The 21,391-nt window shown below is 43.2% G+C and carries 21 protein-coding genes; 9 read left to right on the top strand and 12 right to left on the bottom strand.

The annotated features are described in order from the left end of the window. Positions 1-85: 85 nt before the first annotated feature. The 5 genes from LN995_RS05620 to LN995_RS05600 form a co-directional block, all read right to left on the bottom strand. Positions 86-667 (bottom strand): NHL repeat-containing protein, encoded by a 582-nt coding sequence (locus LN995_RS05620; RefSeq protein WP_229959234.1) that lies wholly within the window; start codon positions 665-667, stop codon positions 86-88. A gap of 1,156 nt (positions 668-1,823) precedes the next feature. Then, a complete protein-coding gene (locus LN995_RS05615) occupies positions 1,824-2,462 on the bottom strand; it encodes a response regulator (RefSeq protein WP_229959232.1) in 639 nt (212 codons plus the stop codon). 24 nt (positions 2,463-2,486) lie between these two features. Next, on the bottom strand, positions 2,487-3,848 hold the full coding sequence (locus LN995_RS05610) for a sensor histidine kinase (RefSeq protein ID WP_229959230.1): 1,362 nt from the start codon (positions 3,846-3,848) through the stop codon (positions 2,487-2,489). A gap of 148 nt (positions 3,849-3,996) precedes the next feature. Then, on the bottom strand, positions 3,997-4,788 hold the full coding sequence (locus tag LN995_RS05605; protein ID WP_229959228.1) for a cytochrome c oxidase assembly protein: 792 nt from the start codon (positions 4,786-4,788) through the stop codon (positions 3,997-3,999). Between the two features lie 3 nt (positions 4,789-4,791). Continuing rightward, positions 4,792-5,277, bottom strand: coding sequence for a DUF2243 domain-containing protein (locus LN995_RS05600; protein WP_229959226.1), 486 nt, complete (start codon positions 5,275-5,277; stop codon positions 4,792-4,794). 360 nt (positions 5,278-5,637) lie between these two features. On the opposite strand from LN995_RS05600, the gene ispF reads away from it, so the two are divergent. The 4 genes from ispF (at position 5,638) to LN995_RS05580 (ending at position 10,179) form a co-directional block, all read left to right on the top strand. Continuing rightward, entirely contained in the window at positions 5,638-6,141 is a 504-nt protein-coding gene (ispF, locus tag LN995_RS05595; protein WP_229959224.1) for a 2-C-methyl-D-erythritol 2,4-cyclodiphosphate synthase, read from the top strand. A gap of 16 nt (positions 6,142-6,157) precedes the next feature. After that, a complete protein-coding gene (locus tag LN995_RS05590; protein WP_229959222.1) occupies positions 6,158-7,807 on the top strand; it encodes a M28 family peptidase in 1,650 nt (549 codons plus the stop codon). Positions 7,808-7,945: 138 nt separating this feature from the next. Further along, a complete protein-coding gene (locus LN995_RS05585) occupies positions 7,946-9,319 on the top strand; it encodes a LutB/LldF family L-lactate oxidation iron-sulfur protein (RefSeq protein WP_229959220.1) in 1,374 nt (457 codons plus the stop codon). A gap of 401 nt (positions 9,320-9,720) precedes the next feature. Next, positions 9,721-10,179 (top strand): Lrp/AsnC ligand binding domain-containing protein, encoded by a 459-nt coding sequence (locus LN995_RS05580; protein ID WP_229959218.1) that lies wholly within the window; start codon positions 9,721-9,723, stop codon positions 10,177-10,179. A 68-nt stretch (positions 10,180-10,247) separates the two neighbouring features. Here LN995_RS05580 and LN995_RS05575 read toward each other — a convergent pair whose 3' ends face one another. The 4 genes from LN995_RS05575 to sdaAA all read right to left on the bottom strand — a co-directional run bounded on the left by LN995_RS05575 (position 10,248) and on the right by sdaAA (position 14,759). Continuing rightward, complete coding sequence (locus LN995_RS05575) at positions 10,248-11,489, bottom strand: pyridoxal phosphate-dependent aminotransferase (RefSeq protein WP_229959216.1); 1,242 nt, start codon at positions 11,487-11,489, stop codon at positions 10,248-10,250. A 172-nt stretch (positions 11,490-11,661) separates the two neighbouring features. Then, positions 11,662-12,837 (bottom strand): DUF4407 domain-containing protein, encoded by a 1,176-nt coding sequence (locus LN995_RS05570; RefSeq protein WP_229959214.1) that lies wholly within the window; start codon positions 12,835-12,837, stop codon positions 11,662-11,664. Positions 12,838-12,984: 147 nt separating this feature from the next. Beyond that, entirely contained in the window at positions 12,985-13,674 is a 690-nt protein-coding gene (locus tag LN995_RS05565) for a hypothetical protein (protein WP_229959212.1), read from the bottom strand. A 176-nt stretch (positions 13,675-13,850) separates the two neighbouring features. Further along, entirely contained in the window at positions 13,851-14,759 is a 909-nt protein-coding gene (sdaAA, locus tag LN995_RS05560) for an L-serine ammonia-lyase, iron-sulfur-dependent, subunit alpha (protein WP_229959210.1), read from the bottom strand. A 184-nt stretch (positions 14,760-14,943) separates the two neighbouring features. On the opposite strand from sdaAA, the gene LN995_RS05555 reads away from it, so the two are divergent. Both LN995_RS05555 and LN995_RS05550 read left to right on the top strand, forming a co-directional pair. Next, positions 14,944-15,228 carry an acylphosphatase gene (locus LN995_RS05555; protein ID WP_229959208.1) on the top strand — a complete coding sequence of 95 codons (285 nt, stop codon included), beginning with the start codon at positions 14,944-14,946 and terminating at the stop codon, positions 15,226-15,228. A gap of 31 nt (positions 15,229-15,259) precedes the next feature. Next, positions 15,260-15,811 carry a Crp/Fnr family transcriptional regulator gene (locus LN995_RS05550; RefSeq protein ID WP_229959206.1) on the top strand — a complete coding sequence of 184 codons (552 nt, stop codon included), beginning with the start codon at positions 15,260-15,262 and terminating at the stop codon, positions 15,809-15,811. Between the two features lie 27 nt (positions 15,812-15,838). On the opposite strand, the gene LN995_RS05545 is transcribed toward LN995_RS05550, so the two are convergent. Beyond that, positions 15,839-16,525, bottom strand: coding sequence for a hypothetical protein (locus LN995_RS05545; protein ID WP_229959203.1), 687 nt, complete (start codon positions 16,523-16,525; stop codon positions 15,839-15,841). 161 nt (positions 16,526-16,686) lie between these two features. Between LN995_RS05545 and LN995_RS05540 the strand changes: the two genes are divergently transcribed. Next, complete coding sequence (locus LN995_RS05540) at positions 16,687-17,241, top strand: DinB family protein (RefSeq protein WP_229959201.1); 555 nt, start codon at positions 16,687-16,689, stop codon at positions 17,239-17,241. A 60-nt stretch (positions 17,242-17,301) separates the two neighbouring features. Here the strand turns inward: LN995_RS05540 and LN995_RS05535 are convergent, their stop codons facing one another. Continuing rightward, positions 17,302-18,720, bottom strand: coding sequence for a thioredoxin-like domain-containing protein (locus LN995_RS05535; RefSeq protein ID WP_229959199.1), 1,419 nt, complete (start codon positions 18,718-18,720; stop codon positions 17,302-17,304). Positions 18,721-18,897: 177 nt separating this feature from the next. Between LN995_RS05535 and LN995_RS05530 the strand changes: the two genes are divergently transcribed. Both LN995_RS05530 and nuoB read left to right on the top strand, forming a co-directional pair. Further along, on the top strand, positions 18,898-19,389 hold the full coding sequence (locus tag LN995_RS05530; RefSeq protein ID WP_229959197.1) for an NADH-quinone oxidoreductase subunit A: 492 nt from the start codon (positions 18,898-18,900) through the stop codon (positions 19,387-19,389). 27 nt (positions 19,390-19,416) lie between these two features. Continuing rightward, positions 19,417-19,956, top strand: coding sequence for an NADH-quinone oxidoreductase subunit NuoB (gene nuoB, locus LN995_RS05525; RefSeq protein ID WP_229959195.1), 540 nt, complete (start codon positions 19,417-19,419; stop codon positions 19,954-19,956). A gap of 96 nt (positions 19,957-20,052) precedes the next feature. Here nuoB and LN995_RS05520 read toward each other — a convergent pair whose 3' ends face one another. Next, positions 20,053-21,222 carry a pyridoxal phosphate-dependent aminotransferase gene (locus LN995_RS05520; protein WP_229959193.1) on the bottom strand — a complete coding sequence of 390 codons (1,170 nt, stop codon included), beginning with the start codon at positions 21,220-21,222 and terminating at the stop codon, positions 20,053-20,055. Positions 21,223-21,391 lie beyond the last annotated feature (169 nt).

The following is a 21,391-nucleotide window of genomic DNA, read 5'->3' as shown; positions in this document are numbered from 1 at the left end:
TCATATTTTATGAATGCACTATTATTACCTGTCAGGTAATAAATTGCACCATCTGATGCTACTTCGGCAGACCAAAGGTTTGTTCCTATCTCGCCAAACTCAATAGTTTCCTCAGAACTCCTTTAGCAGAATATTTTGCTAGCTTAGTACCACCACTAGCTAAATAAACGCTGCCATCTTTAAAATCTATATCGTTGATAGTAATGGAAGAAGCATTAAAAACTAAAGAAGGCTCTGTGTTTGTTGTTAAATTTGCCACTGGTATTTTGAAGACCCCCGTGCCTCTGCCTATAAACAAATTGCCTATAAGGTCAAGTGCTAACACAGTTTCACTACCAGAGCCTGGCACAGTATAAGTGTAAGAAATTTCCTTCGTTACATTTCCTGAAGTTGGTATCGGCCCATCAAAGCGATATACTTTATTTGAATTGTATACTGTCACGTATAGATTTCCAGCTTCGTCACAGACAATACCATTTTTCCCTGGAGTGAATACAATATGAGTACCATAATCATATCCTGGAACGTTTAGTAAGGTAACAGTCGCTACTTCCTGGTTTGTAGTAGTATTATAACGACTAAGGACACAGGTAAAACTGTTTACACCAGTTGTTGGTTGAGAGACGGACTTCATATATAACAGATCACCACTATGATCTATGTTCATAAAAGTCATCCACCGAGGACCGTTATATAGATTTTGGAAGGTAGTTACTTGAGCTGATGCTATCCACCCTGACAACACAGCTATAATAAGTAGTAAAAGTTTTCTCATTTAATAACTTTGAGATTATTACGAAACATAAATAATTTACCCATTCAGAAGAACGTGCTTTTCCAGTTCAACTGTCCCTTTGGCAGTGAGTGGAAAGAGAATGCATTCCTGGATTGAATCTTTGGTTAATAAAGAATTGAATATTGGCAACAAATTCGTTTGAATCGCCGATGGCATAAAAAAGAGGTCTGCAACCAATAGACCATTAACAATGCGTAAAGCAGAAAATCGTTTTAAATAGATAAGGGTCTTTTCATTAAGTTAGATTTTAAGAGTTATAATTGATTATTAAATCAAAAGATCAATACGTTAGCCAGATGTTAGAAATGTTCCAGAGATACATAGTCACATACATGTAGAGGATCAGGAATATAATAACTGATGCTGTTGAAGATCTCCCTCTCTGGATAGAGGGTACTGAAAGGTGTTCATAAAAGGGTTGGTTTAGTAAAAGTTTTATTATATGATTATTTTAATTGTAGTACATGTTAGAAAGTCTTACTACTTATATTAATGAGTTCATCTGTATAAAGAATAGATTTAGTAGTGTGTCATAAATTTGCACTACAGCTTATCATTCATCAACACAGTCTTATAAATTAAAAAATAAACTATCTTGAGGCACGACAGTTAATCTATCGGAACAATACAAATTGAGACTTATCTCTTATAGGCATAACGCAGTTACACACCTAGCCATAATGTCATTCTTACTGTTCTGATTAGTTGATTTGTATCTTATGCTGAGTTATATAAACTCTAGATTGCACACATTCTACAACAACCTATTCCTTCTTGAGGCGTTTCATTGAACTGCTAATTTACACTAGTGAACTCTAAAATCACGGATAGCATTTTCTTCAAAAAATCAAACTATCGATCAGGCACAAAACTACCTCAAGATAAATATCAGTACAATCCGATAAATATCGGATTGTACAAAGAAGAATATAACTATTACAATAAAATGATTAGTAAAAAGAAAGAACTCTGTGAAAATATAATTAAGAGGCAGGAAATACTTTTACACTACAAGTAGTAAAACTAACTACTTCAGCCCCTGGAGAAACTTAGCCACGGCCTCGGCTTTACTGTTTACCCCAAGCTTTGCATAGATATGTTCGATGTGGGTACGCACAGTGCCCAGGCTAATGTTTAGCTCTGTGGCCACCTGCTTATAAGATAAGCCTTTTACCAATGCTTTGAGAATGTCGTTCTCGCGGTGAGTCAGGTCTTCGTGGGGACGCTGTGACAGGTTATTTTGCCGGAACACCTGCAGAATCCGGGAAGCGACAATGGGGGTCATCGGGGCACCACCTTTATAAGTTTCTATGATGGAAGACTCCACATCACTTGCGGGTATACCTTTTAGTAAATACCCGCTGGCTCCGTGTGCAATGGCATCAAACAAGTTCTTATCGTCACTGATGGCAGTAAGCATCAGCACTTTAATATGGGGGGAAGTTTGCAGAACCAGTTTTAAACCTTCTATTCCTGTAAAGTAACCTAAGTTTACATCCATCAGGATTACATCAGGCTTGTGTTTCTTGCACAGTTCAGGAATTGCTTCTAACTCATCTGTTGCAAAAGCCATCTCAACTGAGTCAGACATAGAAAAGTATAGCTCTAGTGATTTTACAAAAACCTGACTGTCTTCTACTACTCCTATTCTGATTTTTTGTCCCATACAGCTATTCTGAGGCTTGATCTGCTACTTTAACTCAAACTGACACTCTAAAGTTGATCCTAATGCATCACTTTTTATGCTCAGTTTGCCATTATGATGACGGGCGCGTTTTTCAATATTGTAAATTCCATTACCCCTGCTGCCCTCCTGAAGAGAAAAGCCTTTACCGTCATCTTTAACAACCAAAAGTATGTATTCTCTCTCATAGATGAAAGAAATCCATAGATTCCTGCACTCTGAGTGCTTCACTACATTCGTAACTCCTTCCTTCACTACCAGATACATGTCTCTTCGCATCTGCATGTTTAAACGCAGGTCCTTTATCTCCTGTGCTACAGCAAAATGCAACCTGATGTCCTTTCCTAAAACTATGGTGGAGGCAAATATGTGTATCTTATCCAACAAGGCACTTAGCTCATCATTCTTAGGATTTATCATCCACACAATGTCACGCATGTCGTTCACCATCTGGCGTGCTGTACCTCCTATCTGGTTTAGCATATCCAGCACACCCTGTGGATTTTCACGCTGATGGTACTTTTGTGCTACATCGCTATAAACAGATATGGCAGTGAGTGTAGCTCCTATGTCATCGTGCAGATCCTGGGAAATTTTGTCCCTTATATGCTGCAGGTCTTCGTCCAGCTTTTTATTTCGCTCCATCTCCTGCAAAAGCCTTTGCTGCGATAAATTCCGCTCTGTTTCTACAATAACTGATTTATGGGCAAGCCCGGCTGTAAAGCAAAGCACCTCCAGCATTACACCTATTTGCACAATGGTCAGGGAACCCTCAAACGTCGGCAAATACCCGTTCATGTGCGCTACGGCCACAACGAGACTTATCAGAGAACAAAGGGCATACATAACACTACCAAAAATAATATAGTTGATAAGGGTGTTACGCCGCAGGAACATTCTGTATATAAGGGCAAATGTCACAATAGCCAAGGTACCAGAGTAGACATACTGCACATAAGCAGGCACCAATGTTTTAAAGAATATCATACTCAGAATGTTAAGTATGATAAAGAACATGATGAACCTGGTAAGTGCAAAGGCAACCCTATGAATGTAAGGATACTTCTTTTTAGTGCCGATAAAATGCTTTACAAACTTCAGGTAAGTAAAGTGCATGATGTTGGCCAGCACATAGTTTAGACCATTGTGGGGGTAAGGGTAGCCGCCATACTTCCAGCCCAACTTATAAAACATAAAGTCTTTGTACAGAAAGTAGGCAACAGAAGAAAGAAGGTACAGCAGGTAATAAAGGTAATCCCGCCTATTGTTATGAACACACAGGTGGAAAACAACATAAACCAACTGGGCAAAAAGAACTCCTTCAAAAAAGCACTTAAAGATAAACTCTGTATCAAAACTTTGCGTCATGCAATAAACACACTACAAGGGCCTGCAAAAATATAACAGGCTGTAAATATAGGCATTAGTTACAACTGTACATTATAGACAAGGCAAACTTCGCCTATGTAAGTTAATTACTCCAGTATTTTATTTGATTTATATACAATACATCAGGCTACTTTTGAACGCAAATAGTGTATCGGCTGCTCTTCTTATACCACATTGCAAATAAAGCAACTGCTAAAAGTAACTCGGACAGGTCGCCGCCATAATACATTAGTTTAGCAGCAGAACGAATCTGCTCTACATCATGAGGCGTATTACGAGGCCAGACATAAGCATACATAAATTTACTAAGATAAGCATGGGTAGCGATGCTTATGAACAGCACAACCAGGCGAGTTCGGATTCCTGGCCGATCGGGAGCAGGGTCAGGACCTGCAATAGCCCAAACGAACAAATAACCAGCAGCCAGGAAATGAATGTGCACCAGATGATGCAAATAAGGCTGAGTTAATGTCATGCTGTAAAGAGGCGTCAGGTACAGCAGGTACATGCCACCAATGTTCAGCACGAGTGCCGTAACCGGATGGCTAAGCCAGTGGAATAGCTTACTACGCAGTATAGCAGTAACAAAACGGGCAGTTTTGACTGGTAAAGTACGCAACGCGAGCGTAACCGGTGCTGCAAGCACCAAACCCAGCGGAGCAAGCATACCTATCAGCAGGTGCTGTACCATGTGGCCTTTTATGTTATAATGCGCATAGTTAACTACCGATGGTAGCATCGCCACCGCAAGTAAGGCAACCCCAGCAACACAACTGGTTGTACGCCATTTACTCCAGCTATACCCCAACCTATGTTGGCGTATTACAGCAACAAGATATATAATCAGTACACCAGCTACAATTAACAAAGGCATGAACGCTGATATAGTATGAGTAGAGGCTGTATGGTGATGTTCCATAATCTAAGGTGTTCTTTTGTTTGTACCTGTAGAATGCGCTATTGACTTTGCCCTAAACAGCAGCCAAACACCAACTCCTATCAGAACACCTCCTGCCAGGTTCCATAGCAGGTCGTACGGTAAAAGGTTAACGCCATAACGTACCTGATGCAACCGCAGCACCTTGTGATCTATGATACCATCGAAAACCTGGAAGCTACCTGCCCCGAGAAAGAAACCAGACCATGCCCACACCGGCCCGAGAACATGATGTCGGCGTAAATCAGCAAACATAAAAAAGCCAGCTACTATCGCTATTAATTCCACCGCATGAAGCAGGCCGTCTGTCAGTAAGCCTATAGCCAGTGTAGACTGGTCGTAGAAGTGGTGCCATGCCAGCAACTGGTGGAAAACAATTTCATCTATTGCTGCCATAACACCGACTCCAATCACAGCACCTACTCTTACTGAGCGACCTGTTTCGGTAAAATGTGTGTATTCATGCTTCATTGAATATGCGCTATTGTGCTGCAGAAAGAAACAGCAGACGAGGCTCCTGTGCTTATCATGTGCCTAAATTCTTTTATGCGTAAACTTAACTATCTTATATCCCATATTTCATACGCTCTCAGGGCTTTATAAGATGTTTATACTTGTAGCTACAGGAACATTGGAGAGAATCAGACAAACCTGTTCACTATAAAAGCTCTCACTTAAGCTACTAGAGTACTCTGATGTGCGCAGATTTGAAGTATAAACATCAAAAAATAGCTGCACTACTACCACCTAAAGTCTAAATCCAGTACATTTACCTTTTAGAGCTTCTTCTTACAGGAAGCTCAACAGTATTTTATATTTCAGTACTCATATATGAAACTTAAGATAAGAACCGGCTTCGGTTATGATGTGCACCAACTAAAGAGAGGGTTAGACTTCTGGTTAGGTGGCATTAAAATTCCGCATACGCATGGTGCTCTGGGCCATTCCGATGCCGATGTGCTAATACACGTTATCTGCGATGCTCTGCTAGGCGCAGCTAATATGCGCGATATTGGCTATCACTTCTCTGATAAAGATCCTAAATACAAAGGCATAGACAGCAAAATTCTACTGAAAGAGGTAGTCCATTTATTGGCTATGGAAGGCTACGAGATTGGTAACATAGACTCTACCATCTGCCTTCAGGAGCCAAAGGTAAACCCACACATTCCGGCCATGAAAACCTGCCTGGCAGAAGTAATGGGCATTCCGGAAGATGATATTTCTATTAAAGCCACTACCACCGAACATTTAGGCTTTGTAGGCAAAAAAGAAGGTGTTGCAGCCTTTGCAACCGTTTTAATATCAAAACAGTATCCTAATCTATCCATATAAAAATCATTATAATAAAATGAAGTACAATCACTTCTCAGCCTATGGACTGGCAGCGTTGTTGGCTACGGGCTGTGCAACGGCTCCATCCAATTCTTCTCAAAACCCAGTAACCGATGCTGCCAAGTTAAGCGAGGCAGCTCCTAAATATGCCAGCACCGTTACGGCAGCAGATTTGTCTAAGCACCTGCATGTTATTGCTTCTGATGAATATGAAGGGCGTAACACAGGTGAGAAAGGCCAGAAAATGGCCGCAGAGTACATCTCCCGCGAGTTTAGCGAAGATGGCTTAGCAGGCCCTGTAAAAGATGGCAGCAATCCTTACTACCAGAGCTTTGACCTGGAGCAGAGCCAATGGGGAACAGGTTACATAAATGTAGGCAATGAGAAGTTTCTGATGATGCAGGACTTTTTCGTGTTAGGCGGCACTGCTTACCAAGATGAGAAAGCAGCCAATGTGGTGTTTGCAGGATACGGCATCGACAGCGACCAATACTCCGACTATAACGGCCTGGATGTGACAGGTAAAATGGTCGTAGTACTGGCTGGTGAACCGAAAGGCAGCAACGGCAATTTTCTTATCAGTGGCACAGACAAAGCTTCTGACTGGGGCCGGGACTACCGCAGAAAAAGAGATGCAGCCACTAAGCACGGTGCTGAAAGCATGCTTATCGTAACAGGCACCTCTCCTGAAGAGTTTAACAGCCTGACACAACGTTACAAGGCTTATGCCAGTCATCCGTCTGTAAGCCTTCCAAGTTCTGGACCACAGACGCAGGCTACTACGGCTTTTGTATCTCCAGTAGTAGGAGCTACTTTGCTGGGCACTACTCCTGATAAACTTTTTGGCTATGCCACTCAGGTATCAACAGCAAACAAGTTGGTAGCGTCAAACTTTACTGCTGCAAAAGATGTAAAAATAAGAACAGAGCGCATTGTCTCTCCCCTATCAACTGAAAATGTATTGGGCTTTATCGAAGGCACAGACAAGAAAGAAGAAGTAGTGGTCGTAACAGCTCACTACGACCACGTTGGCATGGATGAATCATTAGAAGGTGACAAAATATTTAATGGTGCTAACGATGATGGCTCCGGTACTGTAGCAGTAATAGAAATTGCCGAAGCTTTCGCACAGGCTAAAAAAGATGGCTTTGGTCCTCGACGCAGCATGCTGTTTATGACAGTTACCGGCGAGGAAAAAGGGTTATTAGGCTCTGAGTACTATTCTGAAAACCCGATATTCCCGCTTGAAAACACAGTAGCCGACGTAAACATAGACATGATCGGCCGCATGGACTACGACCATGAGAAAACCAACGACAGCAATTACATTTATGTAATTGGCGCTGATAAACTATCTTCTGAGCTGGATCAGATAAACCGGGAGATGAATGAGAAATATATCAACCTCGATCTGGATTATACTTTCAACGATGAGAATGATCCAAACAGATTCTACTATCGTTCTGACCACTACAACTTCGCTAAGCATGGCATTCCGATTGTATTCTACTTTAATGGCGTACACGATGACTATCATAAGCCAGGTGATGAAGTAGATAAAATTATTTTTGAAAGTGCAGAGAAGGTAGCAAGACTGGCGTTCCACGTGGCATGGGAGCTGGCTAACCGCGATAACCGCATTGTAGTAGATAGCAATAAGAAATAATATACTAACACCTCTGTAAGCAGCGTTAAACATAAAAAGCATTTAGCCTTATTGGCTTTTAAGAAAACACCCTAACTTTAGGGTGTTTTTCTTTTAAAGATCAGTATAATTTCAAGAAAGACCGTAGGGAAGTATTATATGAGTAGACTGAAACAGTTTCTATTAGATTCGGAAACAAAAGCATTTGACTTAGGCCATCGTGCTACCATTAAATTTAACATCGGCAAATACAATGCTGCTGTACAGCGGGGCCTTACCCAGTATACAGATCATGAACTGGCCCGTGAACGGGCATCATATATAAAAACGAATACCATTAATAACCTGGACAAGTATTTAATGGAATTCGAGTCAAACTTTACAGCCCGTGGTGGTAAGGTTATCTGGGCACGGGATGCAGAGGAGGCATTGCGCGAGATCGGGCAAATTATGAAGCGGAAACGCGCCCGTTCGGTAGTAAAATCTAAGTCCATGAGCACGGAGGAGATACACCTGAACGACTACCTGGAGAAGAATGGCATTGAAACAGTAGAAACTGATTTAGGGGAATACATTGTACAGCTGGCAGAACAGCGGCCTTACCATATTGTAACGCCCGCCATGCACATGTCTAAAAAAGACATTGCAGACCTGTTTGTCCGCAAGCTAAAGATTGCCCCTACCGATAATGCAGAAGAGCTGGTACTAACGGCACGTAAACTGCTCCGCGACAAGTATACAGCGGCAGAAGTAGGCATTACGGGCGCTAACTATCTGATTGCAGATGTTGGCGGTATAGCCGTAACTGAAAATGAAGGCAACGCCCGTCTTTCCACCTCTTTTCCTAAAACACATATTGCCATAGTAGGCATTGAGAAGATGATTCCGTCTATTATGGACTTAGATCTCTTCTGGCCTTTGCTGAGCACCAGCGGCACGGGGCAAAATGTGACAGTCTATAATACTGTTATGACAGGGCCTCGCCAGCCACAGGAGAAAGACGGCCCGGAAGAAATGTATGTGATATTGCTTGACAATGGCCGTACAGAGCTGCTTAGCCTGCCTGAAAAGCGTGAAGCCTTAAACTGCATCCGCTGTGGCGCCTGCCTCAATGTATGCCCGGTATACAAGAACATTGGCGGCCACACCTACGAAAGCACGTATAGCGGTCCTATTGGCTCAGTTATCACACCTCATTACGATGGCATGGCCGAGAATAAACACTTAAGCTTTGCCAGTTCCCTATGTGGTGCCTGTACATCAGTTTGTCCCGTTAAAATAAACATACACAACATACTATTGCTAAACCGCAGGCAAAGTGTTGATCAGGGGCTAGCCGACAAGCAGGAGCAAACAACTTTTATGCTTTGGAAAAAGGCAATGAAAAACCGTACCCTGCTAAACTTAGCTCCTGCCAGCATAAAAAACTTTGTCCTTAAACAGGTGCTAAAAGATACGTGGAGCAAACGCCGTGAACCACTCAAATTACCTGCAAAGTCTTTTAACCAACTCTGGAAGGAAAGACGAAAATAAAAGAACTGCCCTGCTTACTGGTAAGCAGGGCAGTTCTTTTATTGGCTCTGTGCTTGATACTCATTCAGCCTGCCACTTCTTGCTTCTGCTAACTCTTAGTACTTCCCGCTTCTTTTATGCTCACCCACTAATTTCCCACATCTACTCAACATAAGCAGCTGCTCACCATTACATAACAACTCCCTACAAAAAATTCTTCCACAACTCTTTTAACATTTTTAATTGAGATTGAATGTTTTTTTGTAATTTTGCTAACGTATGTTAGTGAAGCAACAAAAATAACTGCCATTCAGTAAAGAGAAATTTAAAGTCTTTTAATTATAATTTTTAAAATTAAATTTTCAGTAATTTTACCCCCAAATTGTTGGCTATATTACAAATTTAATAAAAAGTAGCAGCGTATGAATTATGAAATCGATAATCTGGACCGCCAGATTTTACAGCTCCTCATGAAAGATGTTACTCGTGCTTACACAGACATCGCGAAAGAACTAGGTGTTTCTGGAGGCACCATACATGTGCGCATGAAGAAACTAAACGAAATGGGTGTAGTTAAGGGAGCACAGCTACTCGTAAACCCATCAGCTGTTGGCTTCGACGTTTGCGCTTTTATTGGAGTATATCTGGAGAAAGGTTCAGAGTATAAAGACGCTGTAGAACAAATGCGCCAAATACCTGAAATTGTAGAGCTACACTATACAACAGGCTCTTATAGCATGTTTGCCAAAATTATCTGCCGCGATACTAAACATCTGCGCGAAGTTCTGAATGAAAAGCTGCAGCCAATTGAGGGTGTGCAACGTACTGAAACGCTAATCTCCTTAGAAGAAAGCATCAGCAGACAGATAACCATTCAATAAAGACAAATCAAAAAGGCCTTCTGAAATAAAGAAGGCCTTTTTGATTATTGGTAAACTGATGAGAGCAACTACTTAAGCTTCTGCAGCGCCTCACGCAGCCTCTCTAACGAAGCCTGAATAGCCTCAAGAGAAGCTCCACCTACCGATAATCTGAACCAGTTTAGGCTTTTGGCAGTACCGAAAGCTGAGAACGGAACCACAGCTAGTTTGGCCTTTTCTAAAATGTAGTAAGCAATATCCTGACTAGTTTCCAGCACCTTTCCTTCTGCTGTTGTTTTTCTGGCTAAATCCATCTGCACCGAAAGGTAAATAGCGCCCATTGGCTCTACCGCATCAACAGCATATCCTTCCGACTTCAGATCTTTAAAGCCTTTGTACAGCACATCCAGGCTTTGTTGTACCTTCTGCTTAAAGCCTGTCATAAAGCTATTCACCTGCTCTCCTTGCCCAATATATTTGGCAGTGGCTATCTGTTCGGCCTTAGGCGCCCATGCCCCCATGTGGCCAACCAGGGTCTTCATTTTATCCATTACCACACTTGGGCCATAGCCGTAGCCTACACGCACTCCCGTAGCGGCAAAACATTTTGAGATGCCATCAATAAAGATCACATAATCTTTTAGCTCAGGACGCAGGCTCACCGGGTTAAAGTGCTCTGTTTCTCCAAATGTAAGCATCCAGTAAATTTGGTCGTAGAGGATGTAAAGGGGTTTCTCGCCTGCTGCGCGGCTTTTGTTCTCTTCCAGCACCAGGTCACAGATTGCTTCCAGGTCTTCTTTAGAAAATACAGTACCAGTTGGGTTCAGCGGTGAACAAAGCGCCAACAACGTAGCCCCCTTCAGCAATGGAGCCACATCGGCTGCGGTTGGCATAAACTTATGCTCCGGCTTTGTTGGCACTACCACAGGCCTAGCTCCTGACAAGTGGCAATAGTGGTTGTTATTCCACGATGGCGTTGGGAAAACCACTCTATCGCCTGGGTCTACAATAGCCATATAAGCACTGTAAATAAGCGGACGGGAACCACCAGCCACTAAAATATCATTCTCAGGATACTCTAAGCCAAGCCTTTCTTTTATGAAAGCAGCAACAGCCTGTCGTAATACTGCCACCCCGTTTGCCGGAGGATAGTTGGTATGACCTTGGGCATATGCTTTTGTAATTTCTTCCTTAAGTTCTTCTGGTATGGGATAAATACTGGAGTCAAAATCGCCTATGGTCAGGTTGCATATTTGCTCCCCTCGGGCTATCATGCTATTTACCTCACCGGCCAGTTTTATAATTTCTGAACCGATAAGAGTTTGAGCCATTTTAGAAACGGACATGTTATTTTTCTTTTAATTTAAGATGAGCCAAAGTTATATATTTCTGAAGCCCTTCGCCACTTCTTACCTGCACAGGCAAAAAAAATACCTGCAGGTGCATCGGCACTTGCAGGTATTTTTGATAAGTTTATGTGTATTGGAGCTTACCCGAATAAAATTACCACTTGTAGTAGCCGTTCTCTTCCCCATCGTTTAGCACTTCTGAGGCTGCATTAGGGCTGCGGTTTACATCGGCTAACTTTCGCTCTTTCCAGACTGCAGCAGACTCTCGTACCACCTCCAGGTGAGCATCAGACTTAAGCTTTTCTTCTTCCTGCTTAGCTGCCACTTCATATTCGGTTCGGGCGGTAAATTTAGCCTCTGCCACAGCCTGCCTTGTATCATACTGCTTCTGCCGCTCTGCTACGCGCTGCATTTCCTTAGTAGTGCGTTCGTGCTCTATACCCTTCAGAATATCGTCATAAGGCCCTTTACTAGTAATCAACTTTGTTAATACAGGGGCTGTTTCTAAACAGATAAAAAGCAGCGTAATAAAAAACACCGGTAACCAGGGCAAAGTATCCAGCGCATTAATACGCGCCATCAATCCATCATAATTAGAGAAGCTAGCTTGCCCTTCAGCAACAGTAGCATCATATTGCTTCATCAGGTCAGAAATACGTTGCTCCCGAAGGCTTATACGCTGCTGTGCATCGGCCTGCAGCAGTTTTAGCTCCTCGTCAACTTTATCATATTGTTGTTTCTTCTCTTCATAAATAGGGCCTTTACCTACTTTTCCTGTACCGCCAGTGCCATCTGCCTCAGCGGCAAACGCATCATAAAGTCTGTTACGTTCCTGTAGCTTTGCAGCTACTTCCTGGCGAATACCGGCAATTTCGTTTTTAATAGAATCTACCTCCACGTATTGCTGCCCTACCAGTTCCTTGTGCTCAATAGCCAGTTGGGCCTGCTTTTCTTTCAGCACTGCCTGAATCTCTTTATCAAATATTTTCAGTTCCAGCGGCTTTGATATAACTACCGCCAGCACCAGGGCCAGCATAATGCGGGGCATTATCATCAGCAGTTCTTTCCAGAATTTGCCCTCTTTCCGGATAGTGGAAACAATAAAACGGTCAAGGTTAAAGATTACGGCACCCCATAGTAAACCAAAAGCCACGGCCATAGGTACTGAATCAAACACAGTATAAAGGGCATATCCTCCGGATATACTTGCCAATACCCCTGTAAAAAGAACCGTAGCACCTACACCTGCATATTTTATATGCTCCGATTTAGAGCATTTATCCAGAATAGTGTCGTCGGCTCCGGCACACCACCAAAAGAATTTTTTCATCTATGTACAGCTATCATTACAAAACAAACAGGAGAATAAACCTACAGAGACACCACCAGAACATACCTGTAATTTATACGCCACAGCAATATAAACAATTAACTATCAGCTTACTACTATTGAAAGAAGCAACAGCGAAACCATCTGTTAAAGTTCAGTGTGTTCAACATCCTCGCTAAGCTTGTCGTAGAGCAACAAAGATGCCACAGCGCTGGCCAGCACCATACGCGTATCAGCCGCTAACCCTGCTTTCACCCAAACTTTGCCGTTGTCTACTACCTGCACTGCGGCTATTATGCTGTCACCATCTTTAAATTCATAGCCGATAATATCCGGCATAGGCAGGCTTTTATCTTCAAACTTATACACAGGCTTTAGTTTATAAGTCATGCTTCCGTTGGAAAGTTCGCCTTCAAACTTATCCCGCTCCAGGTAATTTCTTGGGTCTATGGTAAGCAGGTGCCATTGGCCACTTTCGGGAGACGTGAAGTAACTGGCATAATATTCCATGTTAGGCGCTACTTCTATGGTTATGCCTGTATTAGATTTGAGTGACTTTTCCTGAAGGTTACTTGCCCCAAATACATACCACTCGCTGCCCTGCTCGTTCTGCACATTAAACTCATGTTGTTGATTGGCTCTAACGTTGTTGTAGCTGAATATGGAGAAGCCCCCGATATGCTTCCAGCCCCTGTTAACATTTGCTACCGTAAAGGGGCCTATACTGAAAGTACCGTTGGGGTTAAATGCTTTGCGCCCTTCTATAGGAAGTTCTTCGGCTTGTTCTTTAAAAGTAGATTCTATGGCCATTTGAGGCACAGCGCAGGAAGACAGCATTAGCACGCCGGCTAACGCTGCGGTAAGAAATTGTTTTTTCGCAGTTTATAGTTTTGGCAGATGGATCGTTAATGTAAATATAGCATTCTCATATATTGTGCCAGTTTCTTAACTTATAAAAACAAAAAAGCCTGAACTATAAAAGTTCAGGCTTTCAACAGGCCAATTGCTTATAACTACAACTCTTCTGTTTCATCCGGCAGAATCTCTACATCCTGCACCAGCACAAAGTTTTCTATCTCACGCCCCTTTAGAGTATTAGCCAAGCCACCTTCTGCCGTTTCTTTGTATTTACGCTCCATGCTTTCACCTACCTCGCCAAGTGCCTGCACACACTGGTCCACCGGAATAACAGGATTGACACCGGCAATAGCCATTTGCGCCGACGAGAATGCAATAGCCGAAGCACTGGCATTCCGTACAATACAGGGCACCTCTACCAGCCCCGCTACCGGGTCACATATTAGCCCCAGCATACATTGTATAGTAACAGCAACAGCCGCAAATATTTGCTCTACATTACCTCCTAAACAATACACAATTGCACCAGAAGCCATAGCTGCCGCACTTCCTGTTTCGGCCTGGCAGCCACCTACAGCACCTGCCAGCGATGCGTTCTGCTCAATTATCAAAGCTATTCCTGCCCCAACTAAAAGTCCCTCGTGTATTTTCCTGTCTTCCAGGCCATGCAGTTCCTGCAGTGTGGTAAGTGTACCGGGTAATATACCTGATGCGCCAGCCGTTGGAGCCGCTACCACGCGCCCCATGCACGAGTTAACTTCTTTAGCCCCTAATGCTCGTGACACCAGCATCTGAAACTCCGGCGATAAAACCGTTACCGGCGAACTTGCCACTTTCTTGGCACTATTGTTCACCATCCCAGAACGGGAACGCATATCTTCCGTCAGACCTGTCTGCACTGCGTCTTTCATCACCTCAAACGCTTTAGCAATATTCTCCCACACGTATTCTTCAGTGCGGCCTTTCTGCTCTATTTCATACGCCAGCACGGGCTCATACAATGGCTCTCCTGTTTCTGCGCAATGCTTCTCCCAGCTTTTAAAATCGGTGAATAGTAATGACATTGTTCTGTTTTCTAACTCTATGGCACCCGATGCGCCAAATCGGCTAAAGGTAAACTAAATTTCATAAACCAACTATATCTTGCTTCATACAGATAACAAAACCTGTTGTCAGACACGTTTTGCTTAACTTCAGCCACAATTATTCTGTAAACAGTTATATTCCGCTTATAAACCTAAAAACAGCATGAGCATCAATACCAAGCATATCACCATACGGGTGCATGGCAAGGTACACGGAGTATTCTTCCGGGCCAGCACCAAAGACAAAGCACAGGCATTAGGCTTAACCGGCTTTGTACAAAATGAACCCGATGGTACTGTTTATATGGAGGCCGAAGGAGCACCAGATGCTTTGAAGCAGTTAGAACAGTGGACACAGGAGGGATCTGGTAGAGCAAGAGTAGAAAAGGTGGAGGTACAGGAGATGGAAAACCTCATTGGGTTTGAGAGGTTTGAGGTGAGAAGGTAAGGGTAAAATTATTTATAAAGGACTTTAAACCATGCTCCACACTCTCCTCCAGCAAATATCTTACGTTACATCAGAAGACATAGAGGCTTTAATGCCGCTCTGGAAGAAACAGGTACAGCTGAACAGGTATGATTTTCTGATACGGCAGGGGCAGGTAGAACAGAGCTTATACTTTGTAATCAGTGGTGCCCTGCGTATTTATTACCCTCTGCCCGACGAGGAGATTTGCGTGGGGTTCTCTTACCCTAATAACCTGCTTGTTTCCTTTCCGTCGTTTGTGGATGGCAATCCATCTGCGTATTACATACAAGCCCTCAAGAAAAGTAAACTGCTAGGCATTAGTAAAGCAGACTTTATGCAGCTGATAGAGGAGCGGCCTAATATTAAAAAATTCTGGTACCAGGAATTAGAAAAAGCACTGGTAGGTAAAATTGATCGTGAGGTAGACCTGTTACTACCAGAGCCGGAACAACGTGTGCAACGAGTCATGCAGCGTAGCCCACAGTTGTTTCAGCACATCCCTAAAAAGTATATTGCTTCTTATCTACGTATGTCTCCTGAAACACTAAGCCGCATAAAGTAGCCGTAAATACAATTTATATCTGCTTAATCATAAGCCATTGTAGTAGGCTACCAGTTGGGCTAAGCCAGCGTCATCTTTAAGGTTTAGCTTATTAGCCTTTGCATATTTCTCCAGTGCCGGCGCCTGGTCTTTCAGGGCCTTCAGAACAGACTTTTTATCTGCTTTGATTTTGACCAGTTTACCTGACCTGGCAATATAGTAGTAAGAACTTTCTCTTATGTCTTTTACTTTAGTTGAAGAGCCGTAAGGTATTTCCTCAAAAACAACTTTCTTTGTTCTTTTCAACAGCTGTGTCTGGCCATCGGCAAGCACTTCGTAGAACGCCATGTCAGGCGCTCCGTCAACAGGAATAAAGCCTTTCCGGTAATTTTTCTTTTCTTCCGGCAGACCGTCTTTTTGCAGATGAATAGTAAACGCATATACTGAAGATGCCTCAAAAGCTTGTGCTTGTTCACCAGCTGCTTTAAATATCAACTCATCTTTTACCTGATCATACATCAGGTTCATTTCATCATATATGGTTCCATTTGTCAATTCTACAGTTCCTTTGTACCATTCATCAGCTAAATAGGGCGATCCTTTTACATCGGTGTACTGCTTAGTCATGAGCGGCCTGCCTGTTTCGTCTTTAATAGCTATTTGAGCGCTTGAACTTGTATAGCAGGCTCCAACTGTTAAAAGCGACATAGCAGCTTTAAGTATAAGCGTTTTCATTTTCTAAGGCTTTATATTAGGTCAACTAAATATAGGAAATACATCTGTCATTGTATAACTTATATATTGTTTTCTTCATCCATAAAATCTTGATTTCCCTCAAGGATTCAGATCAGGATACTCGATACCTTTGCGCTGTACAAAGTAAAACTATAACTGCTATGAATACACTAGAGCAACTTTTCCGAGCCACGCAGGGTTTACAGCAAACTGTAAACAGCCAATTTGCCCAGCTAGATCTGGACATTTTAAATTACAAGCCCTCTCCCGATAGCTGGAGCGTACTAGAATGCCTCGAACACCTGAACCGCTATAGCAACTACTACAACCAGGCTATAGCCAAAGCCATTGCCACTAGCCCTGAAGGTATGTATAAGTCAGAGATCAGTTACAGCTGGATAGGCAAGAAGTTTTTAGTCATGATGCGGCCTCAGAATATGAAAAAGCACAAGACGCTAAAGCACATGAACCCCAACAACAGCAAGCTAGGCCGTGAAGTGATGGTAGCATTTCAGAAACACCAGGACGAGCTACTGGCTTTGTTGGAAGGTGCCAAATCTGTTAATCTGAATAAAATGGCTATTCCTGTGGAGTTCTTTAAACTGCTGAAAATACGTATTGGTGAGACATTAGGATTTAATGTAGTGCATGAGGAACGCCATGTACAACAGGCTTTGCGGGTGAAGCAACAGGCTTTGAAGCAGATAGTAGCATAGCTCTTTTAAGTAACACTACTGTACTTAAACAAATGTCAATATATGCTAGCTGATGTTAACTTATTTAAAAAAAATGGTTACCTCCTGCTTCTCTCCTGTGCCAGGGTCCACTTTAAACAACTGATGGCTGTTGGTACTGGTTACCCACAGCTGCCCGTTCAGGAAAAGTACATCGTTCGGCTCGCTTAGGCCTTCTGTCAGTGTACGTACCCGATGCAGCTCCATGTCCAGTACTTTTATTTTGCCGTTGTAGGTATCGGCTATGTACACATTATTATCAATTACCTCTACGCCTATACAGTGCTGTAGCAAGGCATCGTCTACATGGCCATCTACATCGCCAAAGTCGAAGAGGCCTTTGCCAAGCGGGGTAAGCACCATTCCAGACTTAGTATTTACAGTGCGAATAGCACTTGCTTCGGCATCAGCCACATACAGTACATTGCCGTTGCTGGCCAGACCGCTAGGTTGGTTAAAGGCAGCCTCTAGTAAAGAGCCATCTGTTAGGGCTTCTCTACCACTACCAGCAAAGCGGTACACCGTTTCGGTATTCAGGTCCATGCGTAATATCTGATGGTTACCTGCATTGGCAATGTACATATCGTTATCTATCATCAGCAGGTCCCAGGGGCTGTTAGGGTTAACTCCTACACCAATGCTGTCTTCAAAGAAATAATAACTTAACTCACCTGTGCCTGCCACTGTTGTTACCTGCTTTGTCTCCAGGTCTACCTTCCGGATGGCATTGTTCTTAGCATCGGCTACATAGAGTATGTTTTCATGAAGAGCCAAACCATGCGGCTCATAAAAACCTGCTTCTGCATAGCTGCCGTCATCGAAGCCCCTGTTACCACTGCCAATTACCTCCAGCACCTGCCCTTCCTGGTTTAGCTTCAGAATGCGATTATAGCCGCTGTCGGAAAGGTAAACATTGCCTTCCCTGTCATTGATAAGCTTAGAAGGAAAGGACAGCACAGATGCCTCCCGTGGTTCCATAAGGAAGTTAAGAGGTTCCCGGTTCAGCACATCTGCAAACTCCTTCTCCATTTTATCGATGTATGGCTGCACTGTCTCATAAACACCTTCTCCGGCATGTTGCCCAATTACTTTTCCATTCGGATCAATAAGAACCACCGTCGGCCATGCCCTTACTCCATACTGGTTCCAGATTTTAAAGTCAGCATCGTTTACCACCGGGTGCTCCACACCAAACTTCTGGATTGCCTGCTTAATAGTTTCGCTCTGCTTCTCTGCGTCAAACTTAGCAGAGTGTATTCCTATCACTACTAATGAACCAGCATATTCCTCTTCCAGTTGCTTCAGGTCCGGCACTATATGCTGGCAGTTAATACAGCCAAAGGTCCAGAAATCCAGCAACACCATTTTCCCTCTAAAGTCTTTAATAGACCAGTCACGGTCAGTGTTCAGCCAGCCATGTTCAGTGCTGATCTCAGGTGCATTTACTCGTCCTGTAAGCATAGAGTGTCAGGTTTGTTCTCAGTTATATTCGTTTATCTGTTACAGCTTTGTGAGGCGAAAGGTTGTTTACTTTATGTTGCTCCTGCTTCCATAGTAACTTGCTCGAACAGCAGAGGAAGGAAGAGCACTTATAAAACCAAAATTTCATTGTAAATTTGTATAAACAGCGGCAAAGCAATGAAAGAAACTTACCTCAGCGACTTCGGAACCATTCTGCTGTACCTAATTGGTGGTGCCATTTTTGTTATCATCGGCTTGTTTTCAGCAAAGCTGTTACGCCCACATCGGCCTAACCCGGAGAAGCTGGCAACTTATGAGTCTGGTGAAGAACCAATTGGTAACTCCTGGGTACAATTTAACCCACGCTTTTACGTGGTGGCGCTTATCTTCATCGTTTTTGATGTAGAGCTGGCTTTCCTGTTTCCGTGGGCAGTTGTATTTGGGCGCAGAGATTTAATTGAAGGAACCAACGGACTGTGGGGTTGGTTTTCTCTTGCTGAGATGTTCATATTTATGAGCGTGCTCATACTTGGCTTAGCTTATGCCTGGGCCAAAGGCCACCTCGACTGGATAAAACCTAACCCGATTATACCTAAAAGCCGCTCCAGAATTCCGATGGACATGTACGAGCGCGTAAATAATCGCCAGTACGAGGTAAAGAAGCAATAGCAAAGCTTTCAGATCAGAGACTTATACATGAATATACCAGAGAATAAGACAGGAGAAGGCGGTGTAATAGTTACAAAATTAGATGACCTGCTTAATTGGGCCCGCCTGACAGCACTCTGGCCAATGGGCTTCGGCCTGGCTTGTTGTGCCATTGAGATGATGGGAGCCTATGGCTCAGCTTATGATTTAGATAGGTTTGGCGTTATTCCGCGTGCTTCTCCAAGGCAGTCGGACGTAATGATTGTAGCCGGAACCGTTACGTTTAAAATGGCAGACCGTGTACGCAGGCTGTATGAACAGATGCCTGAGCCGCGCTATGTTATCTCAATGGGTTCCTGCTCCAACTGCGGTGGCCCTTATTGGGAACACGGCTACCATGTGGTAAAAGGTGTTGACCGCATTATACCAGTAGACGTTTATGTACCTGGTTGCCCACCGCGGCCAGAAGCACTGATAGGTGGCTTTCTGAAGCTACAGGAGGTTATTCGGAAAGAAACCATACGTGCGCCAAGAGCTGTACAGCAGATTATGGCAAAGAGACAGGCAGAAGCTATAGCTCAGGCTTAGGTAACGTAACCTTGTAGTATAAAACAGAGATGCCCTGTAATTAGAAAACTACAGGGCATCTCTGTTTTATACCTACCTGAATGGAACTTCAGGCATTTAAGCCAGCACTTTAAAAGCATCGGCAAAGGCCTGCATCTCATCCATACGACCAATACTTATCCTGCACCAGTCTTGGTCAGCAAACTTCCAGAAACGGACTCCGACACCACGTTTCATCATTTCATCAGTAAAGCGTTTACCATCCATTTTAATCGGAAACATAACAAAATTGGTAGAGGAAGGAATATATTCATAGCCTTCTTTCTTTAGCGTTTCATACAGGAACTTCTTAGAAGCAGCTGTTTTCTGCAGCGTGTTATTCATGTATTCCTTATCCTGGTAACTTACCAGAGCAGCCTGAATAGAAGGAGCCGAAATACTGAAAGCGCCAGAGCTGTATATGCTCAGCGTGTCAATCATATCAGGCTGTGCTACCACGTAACCAACACGAAGCCCGGCAAAGCCATATAGCTTAGAAAAAGTACGCGCTACAATAATATTATTTCCTTTCTTTACCAAGTCTATCAGCGTAGTGCCTTGTGGGTCATCTACATAATCAATATAAGCTTCATCTATAAAAACAGGAACCTTCTTAGAAGCCCGTTCGCAAAAAGCTTTCAGTTTGGCAGTGTCCAGCACTGTACCTGTAGGGTTATTGGGGTTGCAGATATAAACCAGCGAAGTGTTGCCGTCTATCTTTTTCTCCATAGCCTCCAGATCCAGTTTATAATCGGCTGTTAAAGGCACCTCTACTATGTTAGCCTTAAATTTTCTGGCTTTTTCAGGCAGGTCATCATAAGAGGGATCTCCTGTAATAATAGACCCGCCATTTTTAGCAAAGTGCATTGCCGCAGCAAGCAGCAAGGGAGAGGAACCAGCATCAAGTAACACCTGTTTGGCATCAATACCTTCGTGCGTCGCTATCTTTTGCTTTAACTGCTGGCTGTACATAAATGGATATTGGTAGCTGTTAGGCAAGGCTTCCTGCATTGCTTTTTTTGCTTTTTCAGATGGACCAAATGGGTTCTCATTGGCAAGCAGGCGGGCTTTCATTTCCGGAGGAGCAGCCAGTGTAGCAGTCTCATCAGTTATGCGTGTCGCACGATTTTTGGCAAAGGCGGCAGGCATTGCTGCGACAGAACTAATACCGGAGCGAAAAACAGCAACACCTCCAGCTAAAAGAGCACTTGCTTTGAGCCAGTTACGGCGGTTCATTTGGTTAGCCATGGCGATGAATTATAATTAAAGTTAGGTTAGAAATCAGTTGACACTTTACTGCCAGCAGAGCAACTACCATACATAGCCATTCTTCTGGTAAACATGCACTTGCTGTCGCTAAAGCTTCGCATAGCTACGCCAGCAACAGTGCTTTATTTCAGATTTAAAAGAACACTGA

Source organism: Pontibacter silvestris (genome assembly GCF_020907275.1).
GTDB lineage: Bacteria > Bacteroidota > Bacteroidia > Cytophagales > Hymenobacteraceae > Pontibacter > Pontibacter silvestris.
The sequence above is the reverse complement of the archived record's forward strand: the minus strand, read 5'-3'. Positions and strand labels throughout refer to the sequence as shown.